This window comes from Streptomyces noursei, assembly GCF_001646665.1.
In the GTDB taxonomy this organism is placed as follows: domain Bacteria; phylum Actinomycetota; class Actinomycetes; order Streptomycetales; family Streptomycetaceae; genus Streptomyces; species Streptomyces lavendulocolor.
This window is the reverse complement of record NZ_LWBU01000371.1, coordinates 1-12,044: the sequence shown is the minus strand read 5'-3', so window position 1 is coordinate 12,044 and position 12,044 is coordinate 1. Positions and strand designations below refer to the sequence as shown.

The 12,044-nt window shown below is 73.8% G+C and carries 9 protein-coding genes, 3 tRNA genes and 1 pseudogene; 8 read left to right on the top strand and 5 right to left on the bottom strand.

Going from position 1 to position 12,044, the window contains the following annotated elements:
• Positions 1 to 378: 378 nt before the first annotated feature.
• The 8 genes from A4V12_RS28055 to A4V12_RS28020 all read left to right on the top strand — a co-directional run bounded on the left by A4V12_RS28055 (position 379) and on the right by A4V12_RS28020 (position 4,915).
• Entirely contained in the window at positions 379 to 726 is a 348-nt protein-coding gene (locus A4V12_RS28055) for a histone-like nucleoid-structuring protein Lsr2 (protein WP_079137399.1), read from the top strand.
• 126 nt (positions 727 to 852) lie between these two features.
• A tRNA-Gly gene (locus tag A4V12_RS28050) sits at positions 853 to 924 on the top strand.
• A gap of 84 nt (positions 925 to 1,008) precedes the next feature.
• Positions 1,009 to 1,081: transfer RNA gene (locus A4V12_RS28045), tRNA-Gly, on the top strand.
• A 156-nt stretch (positions 1,082 to 1,237) separates the two neighbouring features.
• Positions 1,238 to 2,146, top strand: coding sequence for an ABC transporter ATP-binding protein (locus A4V12_RS28040; RefSeq protein WP_064072240.1), 909 nt, complete (start codon positions 1,238 to 1,240; stop codon positions 2,144 to 2,146).
• A gap of 1 nt (position 2,147) precedes the next feature.
• Positions 2,148 to 2,918: an ABC transporter permease gene (locus A4V12_RS28035; protein WP_064072239.1), complete on the top strand. Its 771-nt coding sequence runs from the start codon at positions 2,148 to 2,150 to the stop codon at positions 2,916 to 2,918.
• A gap of 23 nt (positions 2,919 to 2,941) precedes the next feature.
• Positions 2,942 to 4,210 carry a sensor histidine kinase gene (locus tag A4V12_RS28030; protein WP_064072238.1) on the top strand — a complete coding sequence of 423 codons (1,269 nt, stop codon included), beginning with the start codon at positions 2,942 to 2,944 and terminating at the stop codon, positions 4,208 to 4,210.
• Positions 4,207 to 4,821, top strand: a complete 615-nt coding sequence (locus tag A4V12_RS28025) for a response regulator transcription factor (protein ID WP_064072237.1) — start codon at positions 4,207 to 4,209, stop codon at positions 4,819 to 4,821. The genes A4V12_RS28030 and A4V12_RS28025 overlap by 4 nt, the downstream gene beginning before the upstream one ends.
• 21 nt (positions 4,822 to 4,842) lie before the next feature.
• Positions 4,843 to 4,915: transfer RNA gene (locus A4V12_RS28020), tRNA-Gly, on the top strand.
• A 47-nt stretch (positions 4,916 to 4,962) separates the two neighbouring features.
• On the opposite strand, the gene A4V12_RS28015 is transcribed toward A4V12_RS28020, so the two are convergent.
• The 5 genes and pseudogenes from A4V12_RS28015 to A4V12_RS27995 all read right to left on the bottom strand — a co-directional run.
• Complete coding sequence (locus A4V12_RS28015) at positions 4,963 to 5,862, bottom strand: phosphoribosylaminoimidazolesuccinocarboxamide synthase (RefSeq protein ID WP_064072236.1); 900 nt, start codon at positions 5,860 to 5,862, stop codon at positions 4,963 to 4,965.
• 195 nt (positions 5,863 to 6,057) lie between these two features.
• A complete protein-coding gene (locus A4V12_RS28010) occupies positions 6,058 to 7,518 on the bottom strand; it encodes a N,N-dimethylformamidase beta subunit family domain-containing protein (RefSeq protein WP_064072235.1) in 1,461 nt (486 codons plus the stop codon).
• A 144-nt stretch (positions 7,519 to 7,662) separates the two neighbouring features.
• Positions 7,663 to 9,612 carry a hypothetical protein gene (locus A4V12_RS28005; RefSeq protein ID WP_064072234.1) on the bottom strand — a complete coding sequence of 650 codons (1,950 nt, stop codon included), beginning with the start codon at positions 9,610 to 9,612 and terminating at the stop codon, positions 7,663 to 7,665.
• Positions 9,613 to 9,879: 267 nt separating this feature from the next.
• On the bottom strand, positions 9,880 to 11,130 hold the full coding sequence (gene purD / locus A4V12_RS28000; protein ID WP_064072233.1) for a phosphoribosylamine--glycine ligase: 1,251 nt from the start codon (positions 11,128 to 11,130) through the stop codon (positions 9,880 to 9,882).
• Between the two features lie 61 nt (positions 11,131 to 11,191).
• Positions 11,192 to 12,044, bottom strand: a pseudogene (locus A4V12_RS27995) (DNA polymerase III subunit gamma and tau); the annotation flags it as partial.

Here is a 12,044-nt window from a genome sequence, read left to right as displayed (position 1 = left end):
CGGCTTGAGCATGACGTCGACTACGACGCGTGCCACTGGCACTCCCGGTGGTGTGTTGCGTGGGCGGTTCCCTCAGCGTACCTGTCTCCAAAATCTACGCGAGTAGACATCTGGAGGACCCTACAAAAGCGGACGAGAACGCCCGCGGAACCGGCGGGAAAAATCCCGCAAAAAAATCCCCCTGGTGATTGCCGTGGGACACGCTGGTGCAATTGGCTGGGCTTCACAATGTCACGCGTTCCGCTGTACAAAGGAATACAGAGGAAAGCAGTATTGCTCAGCGACAGCCGTAAATCCGGTATCGCCGCACGTCGGACGGGACGGCAGACCCTGCCCTGACAGCCCGGTGCGGCACACAGAGGGAAAGGACCGGTATCCGTGGCGCAGCGCGTAGTGGTCACGCTCTTCGACGACATCGACGGAGGCGAAGCGGCGGAAACGGTCACCTTCGGCCTCGACGGTAAGACGTACGAGATCGACCTCAATCCCGCCAATGCAAAGAAACTGCGCAAGACCCTCGCCCCGTACATGGAGGCCGGCCGCAGACAGCCGTCCGGCGGGGCCGGCGGCGGCGGAGCGGGCCGACCGCGTGCGCCGCACCGGCACACCTCGCTCGAACCCGACCCGGCGGCGGTCCGCGCCTGGGCGCAGTCCCACAAGATGGACGTCCCTGCCCGGGGCCGGATCCCGAAGCGGGTCTACGAGGCGTTCCGCGAGGCGAGCTGAGCGCACGGGCGGAGCGGTCGTCCACAGGGCGCCGCGCAGCCGAGTTGCGCAACACCCCGGGTGATCGGCTAGAGTCTGGATCACGCCGAGGGGCGAGGCCGAAAGGCCCCGGACCTCACGGAGCGTGCGGGTGTAGTTCAGTAGTAGAACATCCCCCTTCCAGGGGGAAGGCGCAGTGTGCGATTCCTGTCACCCGCTCTGCATCGCTTGTCGAGCACTCCGATGGAGTGGATCAGATATAGTGGTGTTCGCACCGCCCGGTGAAAGCCGAGCGGCAGCACTGCGGACGTGGCTCAGTTGGTAGAGCATCACCTTGCCAAGGTGAGGGTCGCGAGTTCGAATCTCGTCGTCCGCTCAGAGTACGAAGGCCCCGGTCATCACGACCGGGGCCTTCGGCGTTCCCCCTCTTCCCCTGGTCTCCCGGGCCTCCGCCGGTCCGATGACATTTGTCATCGCCATCCGGTGACAGCGCGGCCTGCCCGCGCGCGGTGGGCGGCGGAAGCCTTGAGGCATGACCAAAGTGATTGAGGCGGAGGACGTCCGGCGCAGCTACGCCGGGGGTTTCGAAGCCGTGACCGGGATCACCTTCTCCGTGTCACGCGGCGAGGTCTTCGCCCTGCTCGGGACGAACGGGGCCGGGAAGACCTCCACGGTGGAGCTGCTGGAGGGCCTCGCCCGCCCGAGCGGCGGCACCGTGCGGGTCCTCGGCCACGACCCGTACACCGAGCGCGCCGCCGTCCGGCCGCGCATCGGCATGATGCTCCAGGAGGGCGGGTTCCCCGCCGACCTCACCGTCGCCGAGACCGTACGGATGTGGGCGGGCTGCACCACCGGCGCGCGGCCGGCCGGGGAGGCGCTGGAGGCGGTCGGTCTCGGCGGCCGGTCCACCGTGCGCGTCAAGCAGCTGTCCGGGGGCGAGAAGCGGCGGCTCGACCTCGCGCTGGCCCTCCTCGGCCACCCCGAGGTGCTGTTCCTGGACGAGCCGTCGACCGGGCTGGACGCCGAGGGGCGGCGCGACACCTGGGAGTTGGTGCGCGGGCTGCGGGACGCCGGGACGACCGTGCTGCTGACCACGCACTACCTGGAGGAGGCCGAGGCGCTGGCCGACCGGCTGGCGATCATGCACCGGGGACGGATCGTGACGGCCGGCACGCCCGCCGAGGTGACGGCCGCCCGCCCCTCGCGCATCCGCTTCGTCCTGCCGGAGGGGGTGCCGGCCGCGCGGCTGCCCCTGTCGCTGCGGGCCGCCGCGACGGGGCGGCACGTCGAGATCCGTACCCACACCCTCCAGGACGCGCTCGCCGAACTGCTGCTGTGGGCCCGGGAGCAGGACGTACGGCTCGAAGGGCTCGACGCCCGGTCCGCCTCCCTGGAGGAGGCCTTCCTCGAGATCGCGCAGAACGAAACGGCGGGTGTGTGACATGGCGACCACGACGACGGCGCGCATGGGCGCGCTGGGGCGGGCGGAGCTGACGCTCCTCGTACGGAACCGGTACGCGCTGTTCACGGCGCTGCTGATGCCGGTGCTGATGGTGGGGGTGCTGCGGTCCTCCCTCGACCGGGTCGACCTGGACCGGGCCGGGATGAGCGCCGTCGAGGCCGCGCTCAGCGGCGGCGTCGTGATGATGCTGATCCTCGTCGTGTACCTCAACCTCGTCTCCGCGTACGTGGCCAGGCGCGAGGAGCTGGTGCTCAAGCGGCTGCGCACGGGCGAGGCGTCCGACCGGGAGATCCTTCTCGGCACCGCCCTCCCGGCGGTGGTGCTCGCGGTGGCGCAGAGCGCGCTGATCGTGGTGGCCGGTGTGGCGCTCCTCGGTGTGGGTGCGCCGCAGCGGCCGGAACTGCTGGTCGGCGGTGTGCTGTTGGGGATCGTGATGCTGATCGCCCTGGCCGGGGCGACGGCGGCGGTCACCCGCACCGTGGAGAGCGCGCAGATCACCACCATGCCGCTGTTCCTCGTCTCGGCGATGGGTTCCGGGCTGTTCGTCCCGCTGGAGGTGCTTCCGGACACGGTGGCCTCGGTGTGCGAACTGCTGCCGCTGTCGGGCGTGATGACGCTCGTACGGGCCGGCTGGCTCGGCGGCGGGGGCGGTGCGGGGGAGCTCGCGGGTGCGGCGCTGACGGCGCTGGCCTGGACGGTGATCTCGGTGTTTGCTGTGCAGCGGTGGTTCCGCTGGGAGCCGCGGCGCTGAACCGGTTGTGAGGGGTGGGGGACATGAGGCTGACGGGGTGGTGGAGCCGGCGGAGCAACCCGGAGAAGGTCGAGCTCTACACCCGCTGGTCGTACCACCTGTTCGTGCTGCTGGAGGTGGCGTCGATCGGCCTCGGCGTCCTGGGCCGGACGCCGATGCCGCTGGGCGGGTGGCTGTTCCTGCTGGTGGGCGCGCACGCGGTGCTCGGCGGTGTGCTGGCGTCCCGTGCCCTGGACTGGACCGTGGGCCGGCGGGCTCGCCCGGACCGGCTCATGGTGGCGCACGGGGTGGCGTCGTGCGTGCTGGCCGCGGCGGCGCTGGCGCTGTTCCGGTTCGGTGGGCCGGGTGGCCTGGAGGCCGCCGCCACCATGGTGGTGGGGACGCTGGCCTTCGGCATCGGCGGAGTGGTGCTGGGGCTGGCGAGGACGCGGCACATGCTCGGTCTGGTGCTGGCCGCGGGGGCGGGCACGGCCGTGGTCGGCCTCGGCCTCGGGCTGCGGCCGGAGGAGGTGCTCGGATTCACTGTCGGCGTCGTCATCGGGAGTGTCTTCCTGGCTGCGACCAGCGGGTTCTCGGGCTGGCTGCTGCGGGCCGTGTGGGAGCTGGACGCGGCCCGTGAGCTTCAGGCGCGGCTGGCGGTCGCGGAGGAGCGGCTGCGGTTCGGGCGGGACCTGCACGACGTGATGGGCCGCAACCTGTCGGTGATCGCGCTGAAGAGCGAACTGGCGGTGCAGCTGGCCCGGCGCGGCAAGACGGAGACGGCGGTGGACCAGATGGCCGAGGTGCAGCGGCTGGCGCAGGAGTCCCAGCGGGAGGTGCGGGACGTGGTGCGCGGGTACCGGGAGGCCGATCTGCACACGGAACTGGAGGGCGCGCGGAGCGTGTTGGCGGCGGCCGGGATCGCCTGCACGGTGACGTCCGCGGACGTGGAGCTGCCGGCGCGGGTGCAGTCGGCGCTCGCCTGGGTGGTACGGGAGGGCACCACGAACGTGCTGCGGCACGGGGACGCCCGGCGGTGCTCGGTGTCGGTGTCGGTGTCCGTGGCGGTCGGCCCGGAGGAGGGGTGCGCGGTGCTGGTGGTGGAGAACGACGGGGCCGGCGGTGGTGCGGACGTCGCCGGTGGCGGCGCGGGTGCGGTGGCCGGGGAGGGACCGGGCACGGGCCTGGCCGGGCTGCGGGAACGGCTCGCGGCGCTGGACGGGACCCTGGAGGCGGGGCGGGTGAGCGGCGGGCGGTTCCGGGTGACCGCCCGGGTGCCGGTCGCGGCGGCGGGGGCGGGGGTCGTGCGGTGACCGCCCCCGTGCGCGTACTGCTGGCCGACGACGAGCACCTGATACGCGGTGCTCTGGCCGCCCTCCTCGGGCTGGAGGACGACCTCGTGGTGGTCGCGGAGGCCGCGTCGGGTCCCGAGGCGCTCGCCATGGCGCGGGCGCACCGGCCGGACGTGGCGGTGCTGGACCTGCAGATGCCGGGCGCCGACGGTGTGAAGGTCGCCACATCCCTGCGGGCCGAACTGCCCGGCTGCCGCACCATGATCGTGACCGGTCACGGGCGTCCCGGGCACCTCAAGCGGGCCCTCGCGGCGGGGGTGCGGGGCTTCGTGCCCAAGACGGTCAGCGCCCAGCGGCTCGCCGAGATCATCCGCAGCGTGCACGCCGGGAACCGTTACGTGGACCCCGAGTTGGCCGCCGACGCCATCTCCGCGGGGGACTCGCCGCTGACCGCCCGCGAGGCGGAGGTGCTGGAGCTGGCCATGGACGGGGCACCCGTCGCGGAGATCGCGGAGCGGGCCTCCCTGTCGCCGGGAACCGTACGGAACTACCTGTCCTCCGCCGTGTCGAAGCTGGGGGCGGAGAACCGTCATACGGCGGCGCGTCTCGCCCGGGAGCGAGGTTGGGTATAGTGGTCTCGCGCCACGGCGCATGCGGACGTAGCTCAGTTGGTAGAGCGCAACCTTGCCAAGGTTGAGGTCGCGAGTTCGAGCCTCGTCGTCCGCTCAGACGGAAGCCCCCCGGCCGGTCGGCCGGGGGGCTTCTTCGTGCGCCTACTGCCAGGCGTTGCCGGTCAGCAGCTCGTACGCCTCCAGGTACTTCGCCCGGGTCGCCTCCACGACCTGCTGCGGCAGGGGCGGGGGCGGCTGCTCGCTCCTGCGGTCCCAGCCGGAGGCCGGCGAGGTCAGCCAGTCGCGCACGTACTGCTTGTCGTACGACGGCTGGGCGCGGCCCGGCTCCCAGGAGGCGGCGGGCCAGAACCGGGAGGAGTCCGGGGTCAGCACCTCGTCGGCGAGGACCAGGCCGCTGTCGTCGAGACCGAACTCGAACTTGGTGTCCGCGAGGATGATCCCCCGGTCCCGGGCGATGTCACGGGCGCGGGAGTAGATCGCGAGGGTCGACTGCCGCAGCTGGGCGGCGGTCTCGGCACCGACCTGGCGGGCGACCTCCTCGTACGACACGTTCTCGTCGTGGTCGCCGACGGCCGCCTTGGTGGCCGGGGTGAAGATCGGCGCGGGGAGTTCCGAGCCGTCGGTGAGGCCCTCGGGGAGGGCGAGGCCGCAGACCGTACGGGACTCGTCGTACTCGACCAGGCCGGAGCCGGTGAGGTAGCCGCGGGCCACGCACTCGACGGGGACCATCCGCAGCGAGCGGCAGATCAGCGTGCGGCCCGCCCAGTCGGTGGGGGCTCCCGCGGGCAGGTCGGTGGAGATGATGTGGTTGGGGATGAGGTCGGCGAGCCGGTCGAACCACCAGAGCGAGAGCTGCGTCAGGACGCGGCCCTTGTCCGGGATCTCGGTGGGCAGCACCCAGTCGTAGGCGGAGATGCGGTCGCTGGCGACCATGACGAGGTCGCCCGCCTCGTTCTGGTACAGGTCGCGCACCTTGCCGGTGTGCAGATGCACCAGGCCCGGGACCTGAAGGGGCTCGGGCTTTTCGACGAATCCGGACACGGTTCCTCCCCGTGGTTCTGTCCAATCGGCTCCGATTCTCCCGCATGCGGGGCCGGGCTTTGGCTAGGGGTCTCGCGGATCGCACGGGATGGTCGGGAAGGATCTTCGAAGGGATTTCTCTGGCGGGTCCCGGTGGGTGCCCGCGGGTACCGGTCGGTGCCTGTGGGTGCCGGGGACGGGACGCCTTGTTGCGTTCTAGTCCCGTTTGCAGATGCGGTCCAGGAGGTTGGCCGTGGCGCGCTGGATACGGAGGTCGACATGACCCGGCCGGTCCAGGGCGGGGGACCAGGCGAAGGTGCCGGAGGCGAAGACGAGCGCGCCGGACGGGGCCCGGTAGAGGGAGGTCTCCTGGTGGCGTACGTGGTTCTCGCCGTCCCGGTAGGGGGAGTGGGCGAGCAGGATGCGCCGCTGGTGCTCGGGCAGGGCGGTGCGCGGGAAGTACCGGTCGGCCTCGCCGGCGACCAGGCCGGGCAGCTCGTCGCCCTCGCCGGCGCCGGTCGCGTCCCACAGCCAGTGCCCGGCGTTGCGGACGACCAGCGGATGCGGCTCGGGGACCCGGCCCGCGTACTGGATGCCGAGCAGCTGCTGCTCGGGGCGGTCCACCTCGCGCCACAGGGCGGGCTTGCCGGGGCCGCGGCGCTTGCGGCAGGTCAGGAGGCGGTCGGGGACGCCGGAGGCCGACGGCGCCAGCTCGACCTGCCAGTACATGGTGTTGGCGGAGAGGAACACCAGTGAGGTGCCCTGGTCCCGGGCCCGCTCCACGGTGCGCCGCATGGGCAGCGACCAGTACTCGTCGTGGCCGGGGAAGACCAGGCCGCGGTACTGGGTGGGGTCGATGCGGCCCGCGTGCAGGTCGCGGGCGTCGGCGTAGGCGAGGTCGTATCCGTACCGCTCGGCCCAGCGGATGAAGTCGTACGCGTGGCCGACGTGCAGGGGCAGGCCGGCGCCGGCGTAGGGACGGTCGAAGGACACGGTCGTCGCGGCGTCCTCCTCGCCGAGCAGCCGGCCGTCCTCGTCCCAGGCGTGGTAGAGGCTGGCGCCCGTGCGGCCGTCCTCCGGGTAGAGGTTGTAGGCCTGCCAGGTGATGTCCGGCAGGAGCAGCAGCAGGTCGGCCGGGTGGCTGTCCCGGACGGTGAACGGGATGTGGGAGCGGTGGCCGTCCAGGGTGGTGAGGACGGCCACGTACGCGCCGATCGACCAGTACGAGGGGACCTGGAGCCGCCAGGACAGCCACCAGTGGTGGCAGGAGACGGTCCGGTCCGCGGTCAGCGGGGGCGGCTGGACGATGCCGGAGAGACGGGGGCTGGTGGTGATCTTGGCGGCGCCGTCCCCGGCGTAGTGACCGATGCGATAGATGTCGACCGAGAACTGCTGGGGCGGGTCCACGGTGATGTGGAAGTCGATCGCCTCGCCGGGTGCCACCGCTCCGGCGGAGGCGAAGCCCTTGATCTGACGGCGTACGTCGTCGGCGGAGCGGGGGCCGCCGTGGCCGCCGCGCGCGAGGGCCGGGTCCGCGTACCAGGCGACGACCTGACCGGTGTCGCCGATGTACTGCTCGCTGCCGCGGAGCCAGGGCAGCGGCCCCTGGCCGAACGGGTCCGTGACCGCATGGGCGAGGGCTCCCGATTCCCATCGCCGGATCTGCTCCGCCCCCATGATGCGCCCCTCCCTCGACTCCCCCGCGACTGTCAGTGCCGGTCTCCAGCACATCACATAACGCACGCACTCCGTCACCGTTCGTCGTGAATCGGCGAGAACGGATCGTGGCATTCCGGTCAGGGTGCGCCGGTCGTCCGCCGGTCAGACGAGACGCACGGGCTTCTCGGGGCGTACGCCGACGGTCGCCAGCCAGCTGCGCAGGGGCTCCGGGTCGGCGTCCTCTATGAGGCTCAGGACCCGGCCGGCGAGGTCGGGGTGGCGCTTCCCGCCCACGAGGAGGGTCGGTCCGTCGAGCCAGTCCAGTCCCGGTGCGGCGCCCGCGGTGTCGACGGCCGCGCAGCACACCATGGCGGTCACGTGGTCGGCCAGCAGCTCGCGGCCGCTGCGGGGCGGCTGGAGGGGGAACAGCGGCAGCGCGTCCCCGCCGGGCCCCCAGGCGGCGTGGTCCAGGTCGCCGGGGACGGATATGGGCGGCGGGGCGGGCTTCGGGGCGGGCGCCAGGTCCTCGGCGGGCCCGGGGCCGGGCTGCGGGTGGGACTGCGGTCCGGGCTGCGGGTGGGACTGCGGTCCGGGCTGCGGGCGGGACTGCGGTCCGGGCTGCGGGCGGATCGGTTCCTCGGGGCCGGCGGACGCGTATTGCGGGGCGGGGCCGGGCTGCTGCGGGGCGGCCGTCGGCACCTGCGCGGGCCGGCCTCCGGCTTCCGCGTCCGGGGCCGGGGCCGGGGTCTCGTGGCCGGCACCGGCCGGCGTCTCGTGGCCGGCGCGCGCTCCCGTCCCGGGCGCCTCCGGCGCCGCTTCGGCGGCGGGGGGCCGGGCGGTGGCCTCCCGGGACATCTCGGCCGTGATCGCGGCGGCGAGCGCCTCGCCGGTCCGCGTGGTGGACAGGTGGTCCATCACCCGGGCCAGCGTCGCCTCCGCGTCCCGGTCGACCCCGAGACGGTCGAGGACCCGGTGGAGGCGCGCCGCCTCCGTACGCCACTTGCGGTCCACGACCTCGTCCGGGTACTGCTGCCAGTCCACCGGGGCCCAGTCGGGGCCGCCCTCGGCGGGCCCGCCGTGGAAGAGGCGGGCGGCGAGCAGCGAGGTGGCCTCGTCGACGAGCCCGGGCTCCTCCAGCAGGTCGCACGCCGGGCGCTCGCCGAGCCGGGAGGTGAAGCCCTCCGCCAGCCGGTCGCGCCTGGACAGCTCGGTCAGCGCCGAGACGACGCCCGCGTCCAGCCGGGAGGGCCAGCGGCCCATGCGCCAGGCGGGCAGGGCCACCCGGGTCAGCAGCCGGTCCCAGCCCGCGTACGCCAGCCCGACCTGCTCCTGGGCGACGATCCGCAGGCCGTAGTCCACGTTCTGCGCCCGCTCCGACGCGGCCGCCGCCACGCCCCGCTCCATCTCGGCGGCGTGCCCCCGGCAGCCGCGCAGCAGCACCCGCACCACCGCGCCGACGGGCCGGGCCGCCAGGCGCCGCACCGGGTCGAGTCCCGGCCGGTCCGCCACGGCGACCGCCGCGTCCAGGCCGCGCACGAAACGGCGGGCGGCCGCTATGTCGGGGTGCGCGGACGGTCCGGTGCCGGCGACGACGGGCGCCAGCACGGCCCGCAGCTCGGCGACCCGCATCCACCACAGGAACGGTGACCCTATGACCAGGACGGGCGGGGTGTCGGACCGGTGCACCCCCGGGACGGCCGGCCGGCCGTGCGCCGGGTGCGTCCGGTCCTCCAGCCAGCTGTCGCAGTCCGGGGTCAGCGCTATGCCCGACGGCACCGGCACGTCGAGGCGCCCCGCCAGGTCCTGCACCATCCGGTACAGGTCGGGGGCGGACGCCTCGGGGATCTCCACCGTCGGCGTCAGGGCGGGCCTGGCGCGCGCGATGACGGCCGCGACCGCCGCGGCGGCCACCAGGACCACCACCGCGAGCACCGACACCACCCAGCGCGCGGCGTCCCAGCCGGCGCCGGACAGGTGGCCGGTGCCACCACCGGCCAGCAGCACGACGGCGAAGGCGGCGGGCAGCGACGCCACGGCCAGGGCCCTGCCGCGGACCCGCAGCACGGCCAGGGCGTGGGCGCACGCGGCCCGCGCACCCCGCTCCTCACCCATCCCGAAACGAGTACCGGAATCGGACACGGCCGTACGTCACCCCCTTCTGCCCTGCGGCGGACTGCCTCGCGGTGGTGTCGGTCACTCACCCACTGTGGCACCCGCCACTGACATCGCAATGCCGGTGGGCCAAGTGCCGGAACGCTTGCGCGGCACCCTAGTTGGGGCACCGGCAGGCGTCATCCGGATGGCTCAGCCGTCACTCGATGGAATGGCTTTGGGCAAAGGTGCAGACGGTTCAGCGAACCGCGCGGTTCACTCCCGGCCTCACTCCCCGGCGGCCTTGCGCGCGATGTCCGTACGGTGCTGGGAGCCGTCGAGCCGGATGCGTCCGACCGCCGCGTACGCCCGGCTCCGGGCCTCGGCGAGGTCCTTCCCGGTCGCGGTGACGGACAGGACGCGGCCGCCGGCGCTCACGATCGCGTCGCCGTCGCGCGCGGTCCCGGCGTGCAGGACGTACGCGTGGGGCTCGTCCTGCGCCGCGACCTCGTCGAGGCCCTCGATCGGGTCGCCGGTGCGCGGCGTGTCCGGGTAGTTGTGCGAGGCGACGACCACGGTGACGGCGGCGTCGTCGCGCCAGGTCAGCGGGGGCTCGCTGTCCAGGGTGCCGTCGGCGGCGTGCAGCAGGACACGGGCGAGCGGGGTGCGCAGGCGGGCCAGGACCACCTGGGTCTCCGGGTCGCCGAAGCGGGCGTTGAACTCGATGACCCGCACGCCGCGCGAGGTGATGGCGAGCCCCGCGTACAGCAGGCCCTGGAAGGGCGTGCCGCGGCGGCGCAGCTCGTCCACGGTGGGCTGGAGGACGCTCTCCATGACCTCGTCGACCAGCTTGGGGTCGGCCCACGGCAGCGGGGAGTAGGCACCCATGCCGCCGGTGTTGGGGCCCTGGTCGCCGTCGAGCGCGCGCTTGAAGTCCTGGGCGGGGGTGAGCGGCAGCACGGTCGTGCCGTCGGTGATCGCGAAGAGGGAGACCTCGGGGCCGTCCAGGAACTCCTCGATGACCACGCGGTCGCAGGAACGGGCGTGGGCGCGGGCCTGCTCGACGTCGTCGGTGACGACGACGCCCTTGCCGGCCGCGAGGCCGTCGTCCTTGACGACGTACGGGGCGCCGAAGGCGTCGAGCGCCTCGTCGATCTCTTCGGGGGTCCGGCAGACGTACGAACGGGCCGTGGGCACGCCGGCGGCGGCCATCACGTCCTTGGCGAACGCCTTGGAGCCCTCCAGGAGGGCGGCCTCCTGGGAGGGGCCGAAGCAGGGGATGCCGGCCGCCCGTACGGCGTCGGCGACACCGGCGACGAGCGGCGCCTCCGGACCGACGACGACCAGATCGGCCTCCAGGCCGGTCGCGAGGCGGGCCACGGCCGCGCCGTCGAGGGCGTCGACGGGGTGAAGCTCGGCGACCTCCGCGATTCCGGCGTTGCCGGGCGCGCAGTGCAGAGCGGTGACGTCGGGATCGAGGGAAAGTGAGCGGCACAGGGCGTGTTCGCGGGCGCCGCCGCCGATGACGAGGACCTTCACGCCAGTCAGGGTAGCCCGAACGGCGGCGCGGCCTTTGTGCGGGCCGCCGAGGACGCCCCGGCTACTCGTTCGTGTATTCCTCCACCACCGTCGCCCCCAGTTCGCGCACGATCAGCTCGTGGCCCGAGAGCGCCGAGTCGACGAGGTCGGGGTCGTCGTCCTCGGGCATGTCGTCCTCGGGTCTGACCGGCTGCCGGGCCGCCGGGGCCCGCGGGGGCTCCTGCGCGGGCGCCCCGCCGGCCGGCGCGGCGGACGCCTGGGGCGCCTGTGCCTGCGGTGCCTGCTGTACGGGGCGGGGTGCGGCCTGCGGGGCGGGCGCGGGTGACTGGGGCGGGCGACCGCCTCCGAAGCCACCGCCGCCGTGGCCACTGCCGCCGTAGCCCCCGCCGCCACCGGACGCCGGCGGGGGCGCGGAGCCGCCCGAGGGGTCGACGATCGCCTCGATCTTCCACTGCACGTTGAACTGCTCGGCGAGCGCCTGCTTCAGGACGTCCTCGCTGCCGCTGCTCGCGAAGTTGTCGCGGGCGCCGGCGTTGAGGAAGCCCAGTTGGAGGGTGGTGCCGTCGAAGCCGGCCACCTGCGCGTTCTGGCTGAGCAGGATCCAGGTGAAGCGGCGGCGGTTCTTGACCGCCTCCAGGATGTCGGGCCACATGTTCCGCACCTGCGCGGCGCCCTGTGCCATGCCCGGTCCCGCGGCCGGAGCGGGTGCGGCCGCGGGTGACGCGGCGGCCGGGGCGGGCGCGGGCACGGACGACGGTTCGGGCTGTGCCGGTGCGGCGGGCCGGCCGGACGCGGAGGGCCAGGCACCGGGCCGGCCTTCCTGCGACCCGGGCGCGGCGGCGGAGGGCCACGCTCCGGGGCGCGGGGCCGCGGGCGCGGGGGCCTGCGGGGCAGCGGCGGGCGCGGGCGGCTGG